Source organism: Nocardiopsis endophytica (genome assembly GCF_027706725.1).
In the GTDB taxonomy this organism is placed as follows: domain Bacteria; phylum Actinomycetota; class Actinomycetes; order Streptosporangiales; family Streptosporangiaceae; genus Nocardiopsis_A; species Nocardiopsis_A endophytica.
Genome location: NZ_JAQFWQ010000070.1, coordinates 1 through 14,731, shown reverse-complemented (window position 1 = coordinate 14,731; position 14,731 = coordinate 1). Strand labels below are relative to the sequence as shown.

The 14,731-nt window shown below is 74.6% G+C and carries 21 protein-coding genes; 10 read left to right on the top strand and 11 right to left on the bottom strand.

Features of this window, described 5'->3' with window-relative positions; genetic code table 11:
* Positions 1-30 precede the first annotated feature (30 nt).
* Positions 31-1,248, bottom strand: coding sequence for a DUF3179 domain-containing protein (locus O4J56_RS21290; protein WP_270688051.1), 1,218 nt, complete (start codon positions 1,246-1,248; stop codon positions 31-33).
* A gap of 192 nt (positions 1,249-1,440) precedes the next feature.
* On the opposite strand from O4J56_RS21290, the gene O4J56_RS21285 reads away from it, so the two are divergent.
* From O4J56_RS21285 to O4J56_RS21275, 3 genes are all read left to right on the top strand, one after another.
* Positions 1,441-1,764 carry a glutaredoxin family protein gene (locus O4J56_RS21285; RefSeq protein ID WP_270688049.1) on the top strand — a complete coding sequence of 108 codons (324 nt, stop codon included), beginning with the start codon at positions 1,441-1,443 and terminating at the stop codon, positions 1,762-1,764.
* Between the two features lie 215 nt (positions 1,765-1,979).
* Entirely contained in the window at positions 1,980-3,599 is a 1,620-nt protein-coding gene (locus O4J56_RS21280; RefSeq protein WP_270688048.1) for a radical SAM protein, read from the top strand.
* Positions 3,592-4,389 carry a class I SAM-dependent methyltransferase gene (locus O4J56_RS21275; RefSeq protein WP_270688046.1) on the top strand — a complete coding sequence of 266 codons (798 nt, stop codon included), beginning with the start codon at positions 3,592-3,594 and terminating at the stop codon, positions 4,387-4,389. The genes O4J56_RS21280 and O4J56_RS21275 overlap by 8 nt, the downstream gene beginning before the upstream one ends.
* Positions 4,390-4,398: 9 nt before the next feature.
* Here the strand turns inward: O4J56_RS21275 and O4J56_RS21270 are convergent, their stop codons facing one another.
* The 4 genes from O4J56_RS21270 to O4J56_RS21255 all read right to left on the bottom strand — a co-directional run bounded on the left by O4J56_RS21270 (position 4,399) and on the right by O4J56_RS21255 (position 6,294).
* Positions 4,399-5,109, bottom strand: coding sequence for a Crp/Fnr family transcriptional regulator (locus O4J56_RS21270; RefSeq protein ID WP_270688045.1), 711 nt, complete (start codon positions 5,107-5,109; stop codon positions 4,399-4,401).
* 143 nt (positions 5,110-5,252) lie between these two features.
* Positions 5,253-5,663, bottom strand: coding sequence for a hypothetical protein (locus O4J56_RS21265; RefSeq protein WP_270688043.1), 411 nt, complete (start codon positions 5,661-5,663; stop codon positions 5,253-5,255).
* A complete protein-coding gene (locus tag O4J56_RS21260; RefSeq protein WP_270688041.1) occupies positions 5,660-5,971 on the bottom strand; it encodes a DUF427 domain-containing protein in 312 nt (103 codons plus the stop codon). Before O4J56_RS21260 ends, O4J56_RS21265 begins: the two co-directional genes overlap by 4 nt.
* Positions 5,972-6,090: 119 nt before the next feature.
* On the bottom strand, positions 6,091-6,294 hold the full coding sequence (locus O4J56_RS21255; RefSeq protein ID WP_270688039.1) for a hypothetical protein: 204 nt from the start codon (positions 6,292-6,294) through the stop codon (positions 6,091-6,093).
* Between O4J56_RS21255 and O4J56_RS21250 the strand changes: the two genes are divergently transcribed.
* The 3 genes from O4J56_RS21250 to O4J56_RS21240 are packed head-to-tail and all read left to right on the top strand — an operon-like array spanning position 6,293 to position 8,406.
* A complete protein-coding gene (locus O4J56_RS21250; RefSeq protein WP_270688038.1) occupies positions 6,293-6,661 on the top strand; it encodes a Crp/Fnr family transcriptional regulator in 369 nt (122 codons plus the stop codon). The two genes, O4J56_RS21255 and O4J56_RS21250, sit on opposite strands and share 2 nt — an antisense overlap.
* A 47-nt stretch (positions 6,662-6,708) precedes the next feature.
* Positions 6,709-6,996, top strand: coding sequence for a thioredoxin domain-containing protein (locus tag O4J56_RS21245; protein WP_270688037.1), 288 nt, complete (start codon positions 6,709-6,711; stop codon positions 6,994-6,996).
* A 6-nt stretch (positions 6,997-7,002) separates the two neighbouring features.
* Positions 7,003-8,406, top strand: a complete 1,404-nt coding sequence (locus tag O4J56_RS21240; protein ID WP_270688035.1) for a dihydrolipoyl dehydrogenase family protein — start codon at positions 7,003-7,005, stop codon at positions 8,404-8,406.
* 299 nt (positions 8,407-8,705) lie between these two features.
* Here O4J56_RS21240 and O4J56_RS21235 read toward each other — a convergent pair whose 3' ends face one another.
* Positions 8,706-9,311 (bottom strand): TetR/AcrR family transcriptional regulator, encoded by a 606-nt coding sequence (locus O4J56_RS21235; protein ID WP_270688034.1) that lies wholly within the window; start codon positions 9,309-9,311, stop codon positions 8,706-8,708.
* A gap of 81 nt (positions 9,312-9,392) precedes the next feature.
* Between O4J56_RS21235 and O4J56_RS21230 the strand changes: the two genes are divergently transcribed.
* Entirely contained in the window at positions 9,393-9,578 is a 186-nt protein-coding gene (locus tag O4J56_RS21230) for a hypothetical protein (protein ID WP_270688033.1), read from the top strand.
* A complete protein-coding gene (locus O4J56_RS21225; RefSeq protein ID WP_270688031.1) occupies positions 9,578-10,111 on the top strand; it encodes a hypothetical protein in 534 nt (177 codons plus the stop codon). The genes O4J56_RS21230 and O4J56_RS21225 overlap by 1 nt, the downstream gene beginning before the upstream one ends.
* Here the strand turns inward: O4J56_RS21225 and O4J56_RS21220 are convergent.
* Together O4J56_RS21220 and O4J56_RS21215 are read right to left on the bottom strand one after the other, a co-directional pair.
* On the bottom strand, positions 10,065-10,694 hold the full coding sequence (locus O4J56_RS21220; protein WP_270688029.1) for a class I SAM-dependent methyltransferase: 630 nt from the start codon (positions 10,692-10,694) through the stop codon (positions 10,065-10,067). The two genes, O4J56_RS21225 and O4J56_RS21220, sit on opposite strands and share 47 nt — an antisense overlap.
* A gap of 50 nt (positions 10,695-10,744) precedes the next feature.
* Positions 10,745-11,296 carry a DUF2752 domain-containing protein gene (locus O4J56_RS21215; protein WP_270688027.1) on the bottom strand — a complete coding sequence of 184 codons (552 nt, stop codon included), beginning with the start codon at positions 11,294-11,296 and terminating at the stop codon, positions 10,745-10,747.
* A gap of 141 nt (positions 11,297-11,437) precedes the next feature.
* On the opposite strand from O4J56_RS21215, the gene O4J56_RS21210 reads away from it, so the two are divergent.
* Complete coding sequence (locus O4J56_RS21210; protein WP_270688026.1) at positions 11,438-11,728, top strand: ArsR/SmtB family transcription factor; 291 nt, start codon at positions 11,438-11,440, stop codon at positions 11,726-11,728.
* Positions 11,725-12,108 (top strand): VOC family protein, encoded by a 384-nt coding sequence (locus tag O4J56_RS21205; protein ID WP_270688025.1) that lies wholly within the window; start codon positions 11,725-11,727, stop codon positions 12,106-12,108. Before O4J56_RS21210 ends, O4J56_RS21205 begins: the two co-directional genes overlap by 4 nt.
* 28 nt (positions 12,109-12,136) lie before the next feature.
* On the opposite strand, the gene O4J56_RS21200 is transcribed toward O4J56_RS21205, so the two are convergent.
* From O4J56_RS21200 to O4J56_RS21190, 3 genes are read right to left on the bottom strand one after another with little or no spacing between them, the layout of a single operon-like run.
* Positions 12,137-12,778, bottom strand: coding sequence for a TetR/AcrR family transcriptional regulator (locus tag O4J56_RS21200; RefSeq protein ID WP_270688023.1), 642 nt, complete (start codon positions 12,776-12,778; stop codon positions 12,137-12,139).
* A gap of 9 nt (positions 12,779-12,787) precedes the next feature.
* Positions 12,788-13,468, bottom strand: a complete 681-nt coding sequence (locus tag O4J56_RS21195; RefSeq protein ID WP_270688022.1) for a DUF4166 domain-containing protein — start codon at positions 13,466-13,468, stop codon at positions 12,788-12,790.
* Positions 13,465-14,217: a hypothetical protein gene (locus tag O4J56_RS21190; protein ID WP_270688020.1), complete on the bottom strand. Its 753-nt coding sequence runs from the start codon at positions 14,215-14,217 to the stop codon at positions 13,465-13,467. Before O4J56_RS21190 ends, O4J56_RS21195 begins: the two co-directional genes overlap by 4 nt.
* Between the last annotated feature and the right edge of the window lie 514 nt (positions 14,218-14,731).

Sequence of the window (14,731 nt, the reverse complement as noted above, 5' to 3'; positions counted from 1 at the left end):
TCGGGTCGTGCATCCAGTCTGCTGCCTCACTCACCCGGGCCCGGCCGGGCCGTCGGTGTGCACCGCGGTGTCCGGCTCGAAGGCGGCCCAGGCGAACCAGAACGTGTCGACCTTGTCCACCGGTTCCAACTGCTCGCCCTCCAGCGGGCCGCCGACCGCCTCGCCGCGCACGTTCCACGCGCTGCCGGTCTCGGCGTCGGTGAAACCGTCCCCGGAGGCGGTCAGGGTCAACTCCCGCCCGCCGGCCTCGGGCCGGAAGGCGCCCGTGCGCGCCGTGGCGCGCCCCTCGGCCACCAGCCCGGCGTCGAGCGCGGACGCCGCCCCGGGCTCGGCCAGGACGACGACGGGGCCGCCGCCGACCTCCAGCCGGAAGGCCCCGGCGCCGTCCTCCCCGATCTCCTCCACCGGGACGGCCACCGCGTCGCCGCCCGAGCCGAGGCCGACCACCCGGGCCTTGGCGGGCAGGCGGCCGTCGGCGTCGCCCTCCAGGAAGTGGGGCGTGCTGTCGGGGTCGTCGTAGCCGGGGTAGGGGCTGGAGCCGTACGCCCGTTCGTAGCCGGTGTCCTGGCTGAGCACCAGGCCGTCGGGGTGCTCCTCGCGCCACCGCTCCCAGGGCAGGACCTGCACCGAGATCCGCTCCAACTCGGTGCCGGCCAGCTCACCGGCGACCGCGCGGCCCTCGATCTGCGGCCACAGCGAGTGCGTCTGCCGGTCGAACATCACCAGGTCGGAGTTGTACAGCAGCCCCGACACGCCGAAGTCGAGCACCCGGGCGCCCACCCGCCGGTGGAAGCCCAGCGCCGAATCGCACAGCGGGCAGTAGGTGACCGACACCGGCTCGCCGCCGACGACGTCGTCGACGATCTCGTGCCAGACCATGATGCGCACCGGGTAGGCGCGGGCGTCGCCGTCCACCTCGACCGCCAGCACGCCCTCGGAGTCCTCCAGCCAGTCCACCCCGGCGGCGTCCTCGAAGGCGGGTGTGCTCAGCGCCGGGATGCCGTCGGCGGGCGGCCCGCCGCCGACCAGCAGGCCGGTGTCGATGAGCGGCTCGGGCAGCCCTTCGGCGTCCGGGTCGTCCAGGGCGGAGACCACCCCCTCCTCCAATGGTCCCCGCTCCAGGACGGGCCCACCCGAGGCGGCTCCCCCCTGCGCGCCGTCCCCGACCGGGGAGGCGCACGCCGTCGCCGCCAGGGCGAGCACCGCGGCGGACGCGGCGAGGGCTCGTGCGCTCCGAACGATCCGCATCTGGCCCGCCTCCCTCGCCGCGTCCCGTTCCGGCGGCCTGTCCCTGTGGCCGCCGGGCCTCCAGACTGGTATTCGGAACCGGTCCCGCCGCGGCGATGTGTCAGCGCCCGAACAGATATGCGGGTGCCCCGGCGGCGCGGGGCCAGCATGGCCGGACACGACGACCGGCGAGAGACAGGCGGGAGAGCTGCGATGACCGAGCACGAGGGCGGCACCGAGGCGGTCATGTACTGGCGGCCGGGATGCCCCTTCTGCTACGCGCTGCGCGGTGGGCTGCGCGCCGCGGGCGTGCGGCTGGACGAGGTGAACATCTGGGCCGACGACGAAGCGGCGGCGCGCGTGCGCGCCATCACCGGCGGGGACGAGACCGTGCCCACGGTGGTGGTCGGCAGGGATGAGATGGTCAATCCCTCCGTGGGCGCGGTGGTGCGCGCGGTCCGCGAGCACGCCCCCCACGTGGAGGCCGAGCGCAGGGGAGGGGTCCGGGGCTTCTTCGCCCGCGTGTTGGGCGCCTGAGGGGCCCAGCGCACGCCGATACTGTCGCCCAGGCGACAATCGGCCGCCCGCGCGCACCGGTGTGGGGTGGGCTTCGATGCGCGGCCCGCCCGGAGCAGGCCCCGCCGACGGGCTGTGGGGAGTGGGCGGTCCCGCCGCCACCGTGCCCCGGCGGCGGGACCGCACCGCTCCCTCCGCGTGTTCGGGGCCGCCGACGGAGAGGACGGGTGCCGCGCGTGGCGGACAGACGAGACCGCGACGAAGTGTTCGTCGAGTTCACACGGAGCATCTGCCCGGTCTGCAAGGACGTGGTGGACGCACAGGTCAACATCCGTGACGACAAGGTGTACCTGCGCAAGCGCTGCGCCGAGCACGGGACCTTCGAGGCCCTGGTGTACGGGGACGCGCGGGCCTACACCGAGTCGGCCCGGTTCAACAAGCCCGGGACCCTGCCGCTCGCCTTCCAGACCGAGGTCAAGGACGGGTGCCCGAAGGACTGCGGGCTGTGCCCGGAGCACAAGCAGCACGCCTGCCTGGGCATCATCGAGGTCAACACCGCGTGCAACCTGGACTGCCCGATCTGTTTCGCCGATTCCGGGCACCAACAGGGGAAACCGCGCCGCGGAGCGGTGTCCGTTGAGGGTGGTGGCGGGCGACGGGAGGGCGGTTATTCGATCACCCGCGAGCAGTGCGCCCTCATGCTCGACACCTTCGTCGAGGCCGAGGGCGAGCCCGAGGTGGTGATGTTCTCCGGGGGAGAGCCCACCATCCACAAGCACATCCTGGACTTCGTCGACATGGCCCAGGAGCGGCCGATCAAGGTCGTCAACATCAACACCAACGGCATCCGGCTGGCCACCGACCGCCGGTTCGCCGCCGCGCTGGGCGAGCGCAACGGGCGCAATGGCACGTCGGTGAACATCTACCTGCAGTTCGACGGGTTCGACGAGGCCACCCACACGGCCATCCGCGGCAAGGACCTGCGCGAGCGCAAGCGCCGCGCGCTGGACGCCTGCGCCGAGGCCGGGCTGACCGTCACCCTGGTCGCGGCGATCGAGCGCGGCCTCAACGAGCACGAGGTCGGCGACATCATCCGGTACGGCATCGACCACCCGGCGGTGCGGTCGGTCTCCTTCCAGCCGGTCACCCACTCGGGGCGGCACGCGGAGTTCGACCCCCTCACCAGGCTGACCAACTCCGACGTCATGGAGCTGATCAACGAGCAGTGCCCGGAGTGGTTCAAGCCCGGCGACTTCTTCCCCGTGCCGTGCTGCTTCCCCACCTGCCGGTCCATCACCTACCTGCTGGTGGACCGCAAGCCGGACGGCAGCACCGACGTGGTCCCCATCCCGCGCCTCGTCGACATCGAGGAGCACCTGGACTACGTCAGCAACCGTGTCCTGCCCGACCCCGCGCTGCGCACCGCCCTGGAGCGGCTGTGGAGCGCGTCGGCGTTCATGGGCACCCCCGGCACCATGGACAGCCTGCAGGCGGCCGCCGCCACGGCCGCCGCCGAGTGCGAGGCGTGCGGCATCGACCTGCCCGAGGCCGCCAAGGACCTGGGCGACAAGGCGTTCATGATCGTCCTGCAGGACTTCCAGGACCCCTACACCCTCAACGTGCGCCAGCTCATGAAGTGCTGCGTCGAGGAGATCACCCCCGACGGGCGCATCATCCCCTTCTGCGCCTACAACTCGGTCGGCTACAGGGAGGAGGTGCGGGCGAAGATGTCGGGGGTGGACGTCGCCCCGGTCGTGCCCAACGCGCGGGAGCTTTCCGCGGTCACCATCGAGTCGCCCTACGGGTCGCGGATCGCGCGTCCCGCCGGGCAGGAGGAGGGCGGCGGCGATGCCTGACGCCTCACCTGCCGACGAGGTCAAGTCCTGCTGCGCGGCGGCCTATGGCACCGACGCGGTGGCGCTGCTCCTGGGCGAGGCCTACCACCCCGGCGGGCTCGCCCTGACCCGGGAGATGGCCGGGTCGCTGCGCGTGGGCACCGGGGACCGCGTGCTCGATGCGGCCTGCGGGCCGGGCGCCACCGCCCGGCTTCTGGCGGCCGAGCGCGGTGCCCGCGTGGACGGTGTCGACCTGGGCGGGACCACGCTGGAGCGCGCGCGGGCGCTCACCCGTGAGGCGGGGCTGGAGGACCGGGTGGCGTTCCTGCACGGCGACGCCGAGCACCTGCCGGTACCCGACGGCGCCTACGACGCCCTGGTGTGCGAGTGCGCGCTGTGCACCTTCCCCGGCAAACGGGCCGCCGCGGCCGAGTTCGCGCGCGTGTTGCGGCCCGGGGGCCGCCTCGGGGTGACCGACGTGGTGGTGGAGGGCGGGCTGCCGCGCGAGCTGGCCGGGATCGCCGGGTGGATCGCGTGCATCGCCGACGCCCTGCCCACGGCGGGGTACCTGGAGCTGCTCGAAGGGGCGGGGCTGCGGGTCGGCCTCGTCGAACGGCGCGACGCGGCGCTGGAGAGGATGATCGACCGGATCGAGGCGCGGCTGCGGGTGCTGGCCATGACCGCGCCCGACCGGTTGGCCGAGGCGGGCGTGGACGCCGGGGCCGTCGCGCCCTACCTGGAGGCCGCCCGCCGCGCGGTGGGGGAGGGCCGCGTGGGGTACGCACTGTTCTTCGCGGAGAAGCCCGCTTAGCCCGTCCGCTCAGGCCCCGCGCTTGGCGAGCCCCTTCTCGTCGAGGATGTCGATCGCCGAGTAGCGCAGCGCGATCAGCCCCTCCTTCTCCAGGTCCTTCAGGACCTTGTTCAAGGAGGGGCGGCGCACGCCCAGCATGGCGGCGATGGTGCGCTGGGGCAGGTGCACCGCGCCCTCGTCGGCCTCGTCCAGCAGCAGCCGCGACGTCTGCCAGACCAGCGACTTGCCCAACAGGCCCAGGATGCGCATGTGGCTGGTGTTCAGCCGCTCGGCGACGCTCGACAGCCACCGTCGGGCGATCGCCGGGTGGGTGGCCAGCAGCTTCTCGAAGTCCTCCGGGCGCAGGTGCAGCAGCTCGGCGTCCTCCAGCGCGCGGGCGGTGTAGGGGAAGGGCATGTCCAGCAGGAGCTGGATGTCGCCGTCCACGTCTCCGCCGCGCAGGATCTGCACGACCACCCGGCCCGTCCCCGAGCCCGCCGTCAGCTCCAGCCGGCCCGCGCGCACGATCCACACCCCGGAACGGTCGTCGCGTGGGCCGTAGGCGGCGCCGCCGCGCGGCACGCTGTGCCGTTGCAGGGTCGCCGCCAGCGCCGCCACGTCCTGCGATGTCAGCGGGGCCGCGGCACCGCGGCCCACGCATCGGGCCACCCAGGCCGCCTGCTGAAGGCGCGGGTCGGCCTGCCCGCCCAGCAGGCTCAGGGCCCGCTCCATGCCCGTCATCGCACCGCTCCCGCCTGCGCCGCACGCTTCCGCACCTCGAAAACTACCGGGGACGGCGGCGGCGTGGGGAGCGCATCGCGGGGACACTGCGCGGGGACACTGTGCGGGGACAGGGGGAGCGGGCCCGGTGGGTCGGAGGGTGGTCAGGCGAAGGTGCCCAGCCAGGTCGTCACCGCGTACAGCACCGCATAGGTGCCCGCCGCCACGGCGAGGGTCCCCAGCAGGCGCCCGCGCACCGAGCGCACCCCCTCCCGGGTACAGGCGCCCCTCCTGCGCAGCGACCACCACACCAGCAGGGCCATCACGGCCAGGCCGCCCAGCCGGAACCACCAGGCGTACCCGTCGTAGAGCGCCGTCGCCCACGCGAACGCGGTCCCGGCGCCGACCACGCCCAGCAGCGCCAGCACCGTGGGGCCGACGCAGCACAGCATGCCCGCCAGCCCGCCCGTCAGGCCGATCCGCCACATGGGGAGGCGGGGGCGGCCGGATGCGCCGCCCCCGCCCTTGGGCCCACCCGGGCCGATGAAGTCCCTTCCGGGGCGCTGCAGGCTCACCGGCGGCCCCCGGCGGTCCCCTCGGTGGCTTCGATCGCCACGCCCGGCCAGAACGCCACGTGCCCCTTGATCCTTCGGGCGAAGACGAACGGCCGCGGGTAGTACCAGGCCGCGTCGGGGTAGGTCTGGCCGTCGATGGTGACGTCGTAGTAGCGGGCGATCCCCTTCCATGGGCACACCGTGCGCAGGCGGGACTCGGAGAAGTGCTCGCGGGCCACCGAATCGGGCGGGAAGTAGTGGTTGCCCTCGACCACGACGGTGCGCTCGGCCTCGGCGAGCACGGTGCCGTTCCACACGGCGCGGATCATGGCGGTTCCTGCCTTCTCGTCGTTCCTGTACGGGCGGGCGGCGCGCCCGGCCCCAGGTGCCCGGGTCGGGCGCCGTGCCCCCAGTCGACCGCGGGCGCGGTCCGGCGGCCGGGGGAGTGTCAGCGACGCGACAGGAAGAACAGCGCGACCGCGGTCACCAGCCCGTAGACGAGGTGCCCCACCAGGCTCATCATCGCGGTCCGGTCGATGGAGAACATCGGCATTCCCATCATCATCGGCATCGCGGCCAGCGGACCGATGACCCACCACACCACGCCGTAGCCGGCCCCGGCGCTGTCGCTGCCCATCATGGACGCGATCATGGTGAGCATCCCCATCATCGCCCAGCTCGGTGACCGCCTGGCCGAGTGCGAGCAGCGGCTGGCCGACGCCTCCTTCGCCTCCTCCGCCCAGCGGGTCGCCGCCACCCTTCTGGGCCTGATGGGGAGCGGCCCCGCCCTGGAGCGCATCCGCCTCACCCATGAGCAGCTCGCCCGCCTGACCGGCATCACCCGCGAGGACACCACGCGCGCGCTCGGCGAGATGGCCGACCGCGGCCTGGTGCGCCCGGGCCGCGGCCGCATCGCCGTCCTGGACCCCGAGGGCTTGCGGCGCCTGCGTTCGGGGGAAGGGGACTGTCAGCGACCCGACAGGCGGGGAGGCCGACGGCGGGCGCCGGTGTTGCGGTGAGCACAGGCCGGGGCAGGGGGATCCCGGCGGGGCCGTGAGGAGGAGCCATGTCCGGTTCCCGAGTGCTGCGGGTGTTCGTCACCGACGGGTGCCCCGACTGCCGCCACGCGCTCGCGCTGGTGCGCCGGCTGCGCTGGATGCGGCCGCACATCCGGGTGGAGGTGGTCGACATGGCCCGCCCGGGCGCGGACGTGCCCGAGGGCGTCGTCGCGGCGCCCTGCTTCGTGATGGGCGGGCGGGTCCTGGCCCGGGGAGAGGCCGGGCTGCTCGCCCTGCTCGCCGAACTCGACGCCGCCGGGGAGCGGCGTCCCGATACGACGGGGATGGGAAGGTGACACGGCATGGCCGACACCGAAGTGGACACCGCGGACGTGGTCGTGGTCGGCATGGGGCCCGGGGGCGAGGCCCTGGCCGGGAGCCTGGCCGAGGCCGGGCTGGACGTGGTGGGCGTGGAGGCCGCCCTTGTGGGCGGTGAGTGCCCCTACTGGGGCTGCATCCCCACCAAGATGATGGTGCGCGCCGCCGACGCACTGGCCGAGACCCGCAGGGTGCCCGAGCTGGCCGGGGGAGCCGAGGCCTTCCCCGACTTCGCGCCCGTGGCCCGCCGCATCCGGGAGGAGGCCACCACCGACTGGGACGACACCATCGCCGTGGACCGCTTCGTGGGCCAGGGCGGGCGGTTCGTGCGCGGCACGGGGCGGCTGCAGGGCGCCGACACGGTGCGGGTGCGCGAGGACGGCGGCGGCGAGCGGCTGATCCGGGCCCGGACCGGGGTCGTGGTGGCCGCCGGGACCGTGCCCTTCGCACCGCCGATCCCCGGCCTCGACCGGGTCCCGTACTGGACCAACCGGGACGCGGTGCGTGCGGAGAAGGCGCCCGGATCGCTGGCCGTGATCGGGGGCGGGCCGATCGGCCTGGAGTTCGCGCAGGCCTTCGCCCGCTTCGGCACCCGCGTGACCGTGCTGGAGGCGCTCGACCGGCTGCTGGGGTCCGAGGAGCCCGAGTCGGGGGAGCTGGTCGCCGACGTGCTGGGGCGCGAAGGGCTGGACGTGCGCACCGGCGTGCGCATCACCGGGGTGGCGCACGGACCCGACGGGTTCGCGGTGGAGACCGGCGGCGGCCGGGTCGAGGCCGAGCGGCTGCTCGTGGCCACGGGCCGCCGGCCGGACCTGGAGGGGCTGGGGCTGGCCTCGATCGGCCTGGACACCTCCGGCCGGGCGGTCCCCGTGGACGAGCGGATGCGGGTGGCACCGGGGGTGTGGGCCCTGGGCGACATCGTCGGCAGGGGCGAGTTCACCCACGTGTCGGTCTACCAGGCGCGCATTGCCGCCCAGGACATCCTCACCGGCGGGGGCGGCCCCGTCGCCGACTACCGGGCGCTGCCCCGGGTCACCTTCACCGACCCGGAGGTGGGGGCGGTGGGCCTGACCGAGGAGCGCGCCCGCGAGCAGGGGATCGGTGTGCGCACCGGAACGGCGCGGATCCCCTCCACCGCCCGCGGGTGGATCCACAGGGCGGGCAACGACGGGTTCATCAAGCTGGTCGAGGACCGCGACGAGGGCGTGCTGGTCGGCGCCACCTCCGCCGGGCCCAACGGGGGAGAGGTGCTGGGCGCGCTGTCGGTCGCGGTGCACGCCCGCACCCCGGTCGAGGTGCTCCGGTCGATGATCTACGCCTACCCCACGTTCCACCGGGGGATCGAGGACGCCCTGAACGACCTGGTGAGCGGGGACTCCGAGGGCTGACACCCGCGGGGCCGCCGGCGGGAGGTGTCAGGACGCCGACAATCCCGGAAATCACGTCGCCCCCGTGCCGGTTGGCACGGGGGCGACCGTATGCCGGACACACGACCCGAGGAGAGGAAAGAGGGCCCCATCCCGAGGATGCGCCCCGGTCAGCGCCGCCGTCGCGGCCAGGGCCGACGCGGTCTTGCCCGCCTTGCGTGCCATGGTGCTCCCCTCCGAAAGCTCCGTGTGCCGACATGCAGGTCCCGGAACCCGATGGGGCCGGTCTGCCCAGGTCACACGGGACAACGGAGGGAATGTCACATCGATGACCGTTCCGGCGGCGGTGGCCGCAACCCGTCGATCACGACCCCCGCCAGGCGGCGCGCGCCCTCCTCGCCGCCGGTGCCGCCCGCGGCCGTGAGCGCGTGCACGCAGTACCGCGCGAGCTCGGTGGGGCCGGTGTCGGAGCGGACCGCGCCCTCCCCGGCGGCCTCACCGACCAGCCCTGCGAACAGGGCGACCAGCCGCTCGTGGGCGCCGTCGGCCTCTGGGCCGGTGTGCACCAGCGCGGACAGCGCGGCTCCGGGGCCTGCGGAGTGCCGGGCCCGGTGCAGGCAGATCACCGCGTACCCCTCGGCGGCCGCCCGCAGCCGCTCCGCCGTCGGCCCGGGGCGGTCGGCGATGGCGGCCAGGTGCTCCAGGTGCGCGGTGACGTGCTCCTCGTGGCGGGCGCGCAGGATGGAGTCCGGGTCGGTGAAGTACTTGTAGAGCGTGGCGCGGCCGATGCCCGCCCGCTCGGCGATCCCGGACATGGTGACCGAGGCCGGGCCCCGCTCGCGCGCGAGCTCCCAGGCGGCGTCCATGACCGCCTCGCGCACCCGGTCCCGGTGGGCCTCGATCGTCGCGTTCCACAGCCTCGGCACCCTCGGAGTATACGCCCCGCCGTCTTCGTGGCACTATGTTCCTGAGTGATACAAAGTGTCTCGCAAAACCGGAGGCGGACCATGGACGACGGACGGGGCCAAGGGATGCCCCGGTGGGTGAAGGCGGTCATCGCCGCAGGGGCGGCCGTCGCCCTGCTGCTGGTCGTGCTGGCGCTCTTCGGCGGCGGGGAGCACGGCCCGGGGCGCCACCTCTCGGCGGGCGGGGGCGAGGCGGCGCCGGCCGCCACGGTGGAGGCGGGGACCTGATGCGCATGCCGCCGCGCCTGCGCACGGCCGCGCTGACCGCCCACATCGCGGTCTCGGTCGGCTGGATGGGCGCCGTCGCGGCGGTGCTGGTGCTCGGCGTGGTGGGCCTGGCCTCCGACGACCCGGCGCAGGTGCGCGGGGCCTACCTCGCGATGGACCCCCTCGGCCGCTACGCGCTCCTCCCGCTGGCGGCCGCGGCCCTGGCCACCGGAGTGCTGCAGTCGCTCGGCACCCGCTGGGGCCTGTTCCTGCACTACTGGGTGGCGGTCAAGCTCTGGGTCACCGCCGGGGCGGCCCTGCTGCTCGCGGCCTACCTGCCGACGCTGGCCGGCCTGGCCGCCGTCGCGGCCGACCCGGCGGCGGACGCCGCCGACATGCGCAGCGCCTCCCCGGTGCTGCACGCGGGCCTGGCGCTGGCCGCGCTGGCCGGGACCACCCTGCTCGGAGCGGCCAAACCGCGCGGCCGAACGGCGCGCGGGCGGCGCCTCATTCCGGCCGGTGCGCCGCGACCATCTCCACCATCCCGCCCCTGAACCGGGCGCTGTGGTCGATGGTGAACCCCTGCTCCTCGACCACCGGCAGCGGGCGGCCCAGCATCCGCTCGCCCGCGTCCGGCTCGAACCGGTCCATCAGGCGCTGCACGCCGGTGACCAGCCACAGCAGCGGCCGGGAGGTGGGGCGCACGTGGTCCAAGAGCAGCAGCCGCCCGCCGGGGCGCAGCACCCGGTGCATCTCGGCGACGGCCCGCTCCACGTCCTGCACCGAGCACAGGGACAGCGCGCACACCACGGTGTCGAAGGAGGCGTCGGGGAAGGGCAGGTCCTGGGCGTCGCCCTCGCGCAGGTCGGCCTTGACGCCGAGGCGCTCGGCGCGCTCGCGGGCGTGCTCCAGCATGCCCGTGCTCAGATCCACGCAGGTCAGGTCGGTGCCCTCCGGGTACAGCTCCAGGCCGCGCCCGGTGCCCACCCCCACTTCGAGGGTCCGGCCGTGCGCCTTCTCGCACAGCCGCCGCCGGGCGTCGCCGAAGAGCACGCCCTCGATCCTGTCCATCGCCGCGTCGTAGCTCTCGGCCCGCTGGTTCCAGTAGCCGCGCGCGGCCTCGCGTGCGCCGTCCATGCCGGTCCCCTTCTGCGCGGAGGCGTTCCGCCCCCCTTTCTACGCGCTCCTCAGGCGCGGCGAAAGCGGCGCCGCACGGCCGGGGCGCCGAAGTGGTAGAGCGCGTAGGCGCCGGTGGCCGCGAGCGCGACGAAGAGCCCGGCGGGGGAGAAGGTCTCGCCCGGCTGCGGCCCGACCAGGTCGGCGTTGAGCTGCTGGCGGATCCACAGTGCGACGGTGCCGACGGCGGTGAGCGCCAGCAGTGCCCTCCCGGAGCGGATGTGCACGTTGACCCAGCGCCCGGTCGCGGCGCCGACGGCCGTGCGGACCAGTGTCGCCGCGGCGCCCAGGACCAGCAGGATGCCGAGCGGGTTGTAGCGCCAGGAGGTGGCCCAGTCGCCGCTCATCGCGGCCCATACCGACCGGGTGGCGCCGCAGGTGGGGCTCATGATGCCGACGTAGTGGTTGGGGCCGTGCAGGTCGACCGGCGGGAGCCCGAACACCGCCATGGCCGCGCCGAGCACCAGGCCGCCCCCGGCGGCGACGGTGAGCAGCCGCATCCGGTCGGTGCCGCCGACGGTGAACCCGATCGGCGCCAGTACCGCCGGCAGTCGCTCGCCCATCGCCTGGTTCCCCCGTGTCGCCCCCGGTTGCGGCCGCCGTGGCGGCCCTGTGCCCCCGGGAGCATACCGCTTCCCGCTCCGGGGAACGTTTCCCCTGTTCCAGAATTGACATGCAAGTGACTGCTTGCCTATTGTCGCGGTATGGCGGACATCTACCGCGCCCTCGCGGATCCGACGAGGCGGGCCGTGCTCGACGAGCTCTACGAGCGGGACCGGCAGACCCTCTTCGAGATCTGCGGGCGGCTCACCATGAAGCACGGGGTCGCCTCCTCCCGGCAGGCCGTCTCCCAGCACATCGACGTGCTGGAGGAGGCCGGCCTGGTCCGGGTGGAGCGGGAGGGCCGCTACCGATTCCACACCATCGACACCGCGCCGCTGCGCGAGATCGCCGAGCGGTGGCCCGCTCGGGGGCGAGAGGACGGACCGACATGAGGATCTATGTGACCAGCGTCTTCGTGGACGACCAGGAGAAGGCCCTGGACTTCTACACGCGCGTGCTGGGGTTCCAGAAGAGGACGGACATCCCCCTGGGGGGACCGCGGTGGCTGACGGTGGTCTCCTCCGAGGAGCCCGAGGGCACCGAGCTGCTGCTGGAACCGGACGGCCACCCGGCGGTCGGCCCCTACAAGAAGGCGCTCGTCGACGACGGCATCCCGGCGGCGTCGTTCGCCGTGGACGACGTGGCCGCCGAGCACGAGCGCCTCACGGAGCTGGGGGTGCGCTTCACCCAGGAGCCGGCCGAGATGGGCGGGGTGATCAGCGCCGTGTTCGACGACACCTGCGGCAACCTGATCCAGATCGTCCGGCCCTGACCGACCGCACCCGGCCCGGTCCCCGCCGTCAGTCCCGGTGCCGCGCCGCCGACCGCAGCCGCGCGCGCACCGCGGTGCGGGTGACCGGGCCCAGGTCGTCCAGCACGGAGGCCAGGCGCCCCAGCTCCTCCAGCGAGGCGAACGCTCGCTCGGCGCCCTCCCGGTCGGCGCCCTCGTACAGTTCGAGCCCCACGAACCCGGCCGCCAGCGCCGTGGCCAGGCCGCGGGCGTCCACCAGCCCCTCCAGGGGGGTGCGCGGGAGCAGCCGCGCGAGCACCGCCTCCAGCTCGCGGGTCCACAGCCGCAGCCCGGCGGTGGTGGCCTGGGCCAGCCACTCCCGCGAGGGCGCCGCGGTCAGCAGCTGGCCCAGGGTGGCGGGGTGGCCGGAGCCGCGCTCGGCCTCGTGCAGCTCCCGGCCCAGGCGCGCCAGGTCATCGAAGGACCGCACGGCGGCGAAGCGGTCCCGGTAGCGGAGCACGCTCTGCTCGGCGCCGTGCCTGCAGGCCGCGGCCAGCAGCTCGTCGACGCTGCCGAAGTGGTAGAAGATCAGCCCCTGGTTCACCCCCGCGGCGGCGGCGATGCTGCGGGCCGAGGTCTTGGCGATGCCGTTGCGCACCACGGTCTCCAGGGCCCCGTCGAGCAGCTTGGTGCGGGTGTCATCGCTCGCCATGGGGCGCCACTATACGCGCGACTCCTGGCGGCGCGGCCGGAGCGGGGCCGGGAGCGGGCCGTACCCGGCGGGCCGGTACACGGCCGCGAACGACCCCTCGTAGCCGAACAGCGGGCCGAAGCGCCGGTTGGACACGCGCACGCTGACCCGGAAGCGCCCGGTGTCGGGGTCGTAGCGCTCGCGCACCACCGCGTCTCCGCTGATCAGGGACGGGACCGCCACGTCCACGGGGCCCTCGCGCAAGCGCAGCCGGTCCGAGCGGATCACGGCCCCGCCCTCGCCGTCGGCCTCCACGTGCAGGTCGCACGCCAGGTGCTGGTGGGTGCCGAGGTAGTCCACCAGGCGGCCGCGCTCCTCGGAGTAGACCATGGCCGCGTCGAAGCGGCGGGGGCGTCCGGGGAAGGCGAAGGTGCGCACGAAGGTCACGGCCTCGCGCCCGGCGTCGTCGGTGTAGGGCAGGTTGACGATGGTGAAGGGGACGTCCCGGCCGGTGCGCGGGACGAGGATGTTGCGCATGCTCCCCACGGCCAGGAAGGGGGCGACGAACCGGGCGCCGCGCCAGACGCGGTCCATGGTGCCGTGGCCGACGAGGGCCTCGTCGGAGGCGAGTCCGACCGAGAGGCGGCGGCGCATCTGCGGGTGGAGCCTGTCGAAGTCGTCGCCCATGGCGCGCTGGAAGACGGATTTCATGTGGTGTCCGATCGTTCGGGTCGGCGTGGCTGTTCGGGCTGGCGTGGCCGTTTGGGTCGGCCGAGGCGGCCGAGGAGGGCGGGCGGCGCGGCGGTCCGCCCGTCCGGCGGGCGCCGCAGGCAGCGCCGGGCCGCCGGGGTGGAGGGCAGCGGAGGCAGCAGGGCGGCGGCAGCGCAGACGGCGACCGCCGCGGGGAGGGGCGCGACGAGCAGGGCGGCCAGGGCGCTCGCGCTTCGCAGCACCGCCTCCGCGGCGGCGCGGCGCAGGGCCGACTCCGGGGTCAGGTCGCGTTCGCACCACAGGCGCAGCCGGTCGAAGGACCAGGCGGTGGCCCACCCCATGAGCGGCCGGACCAGGAGCCGGTCGGCGGCGCGGGCGGGGCGGCCCCGGCGCGGTCGGTAGTCGTAGCCGGTGAGGAAGCGCACGCCGTCCCCGTCGGGGATGTAGCGCCAGTAACCGCGTCCCTCGGCGATGGGGGACAGGGGGTGGTCCGAGGCGAAGCGCAGCGCCGAGGTTCGGGTGCCGTCGGGGCGGTCGCGCTCCCCGGCGCTGACGCCGGTGCCGGAGACCTCCAGGGGGCCGATCAGGCGGGTGCGGTAGGTGAAGCGCTCCGGTTCGCTGGGGAGCCGGGGCAGCGGGCGGATCTCGGTGAAGCGCAGGTCCCAGCGGGCGTGCGCACCGGGGTCCCGGGTGCGCTCCCACAGCAGGCCGATGGGGGTGCGGATGTGTGCCTCGACGTACAGCCCCACGCCGCCTCCGTTCGTTTGAGCGGGTGCTCAAAACGCAGCGTAGACCGATTTGAGCACTCGCTCAAGAGAGGCGGGTCACGTCGGCCCGCCGCTGGACGAGGTCGTCGTCCGGGTGGCGTGGGGCTGGGCCTCGCGCACCGGTTCGGTCCCTACCTGAGCACCGCGTTCGGGGCGCATGGGCGGATGGGATGAGCTGGTACCCCGCTCGCGGGTCCCGGCCGGGCGTCGGGCCGACGGGGTGTGGGGTGGAGGGCGGCGACGAAGAAGGTGGGCGGCCCTCAGCGCAGCGCCGTCGTCCGCGGCGCGTGTGCGTGGTCACCGGGGTTGGCAGCGACGGCGAGAGGGGGGCGGTTCCCCGGCCCCGCTTGCCGGGCGGCGGGCCCCTCGCGGTCCGGGTGGGCGGCGCGGCGGGGATGGTGGGCGGTCGCCCGCGTTCGTGGCGTCCGCCCCCTCGGTGCCCCTCCTCGTTGATCTCGGGAAACACGCCCCTTCCAGGCCGGTTTTAGCGTCCATT

What these genes read in the sequence shown, in the direction of transcription:
- O4J56_RS21290 (WP_270688051.1), bottom strand. Translation starts at nt 1,248, where the DNA reads ATGCGGATCGTTCGGAGCGCACGAGCCCTCGCCGCGTCCGCCGCGGTG.
- O4J56_RS21285 (WP_270688049.1), top strand. Translation starts at nt 1,441, where the DNA reads ATGACCGAGCACGAGGGCGGCACCGAGGCGGTCATGTACTGGCGGCCG.
- O4J56_RS21275 (WP_270688046.1), top strand. Translation starts at nt 3,592, where the DNA reads ATGCCTGACGCCTCACCTGCCGACGAGGTCAAGTCCTGCTGCGCGGCG.
- O4J56_RS21270 (WP_270688045.1), bottom strand. Translation starts at nt 5,109, where the DNA reads ATGACGGGCATGGAGCGGGCCCTGAGCCTGCTGGGCGGGCAGGCCGAC.
- O4J56_RS21260 (WP_270688041.1), bottom strand. Translation starts at nt 5,971, where the DNA reads ATGATCCGCGCCGTGTGGAACGGCACCGTGCTCGCCGAGGCCGAGCGC.
- O4J56_RS21250 (WP_270688038.1), top strand. Translation starts at nt 6,293, where the DNA reads ATGGTGAGCATCCCCATCATCGCCCAGCTCGGTGACCGCCTGGCCGAG.
- O4J56_RS21255 (WP_270688039.1), bottom strand. Translation starts at nt 6,294, where the DNA reads ATGATCGCGTCCATGATGGGCAGCGACAGCGCCGGGGCCGGCTACGGC.
- O4J56_RS21245 (WP_270688037.1), top strand. Translation starts at nt 6,709, where the DNA reads ATGTCCGGTTCCCGAGTGCTGCGGGTGTTCGTCACCGACGGGTGCCCC.
- O4J56_RS21240 (WP_270688035.1), top strand. Translation starts at nt 7,003, where the DNA reads ATGGCCGACACCGAAGTGGACACCGCGGACGTGGTCGTGGTCGGCATG.
- O4J56_RS21230 (WP_270688033.1), top strand. Translation starts at nt 9,393, where the DNA reads ATGGACGACGGACGGGGCCAAGGGATGCCCCGGTGGGTGAAGGCGGTC.
- O4J56_RS21225 (WP_270688031.1), top strand. Translation starts at nt 9,578, where the DNA reads ATGCGCATGCCGCCGCGCCTGCGCACGGCCGCGCTGACCGCCCACATC.
- O4J56_RS21220 (WP_270688029.1), bottom strand. Translation starts at nt 10,694, where the DNA reads ATGGACGGCGCACGCGAGGCCGCGCGCGGCTACTGGAACCAGCGGGCC.
- O4J56_RS21215 (WP_270688027.1), bottom strand. Translation starts at nt 11,296, where the DNA reads ATGGGCGAGCGACTGCCGGCGGTACTGGCGCCGATCGGGTTCACCGTC.
- O4J56_RS21210 (WP_270688026.1), top strand. Translation starts at nt 11,438, where the DNA reads ATGGCGGACATCTACCGCGCCCTCGCGGATCCGACGAGGCGGGCCGTG.
- O4J56_RS21205 (WP_270688025.1), top strand. Translation starts at nt 11,725, where the DNA reads ATGAGGATCTATGTGACCAGCGTCTTCGTGGACGACCAGGAGAAGGCC.
- O4J56_RS21200 (WP_270688023.1), bottom strand. Translation starts at nt 12,778, where the DNA reads ATGGCGAGCGATGACACCCGCACCAAGCTGCTCGACGGGGCCCTGGAG.
- O4J56_RS21195 (WP_270688022.1), bottom strand. Translation starts at nt 13,468, where the DNA reads ATGAAATCCGTCTTCCAGCGCGCCATGGGCGACGACTTCGACAGGCTC.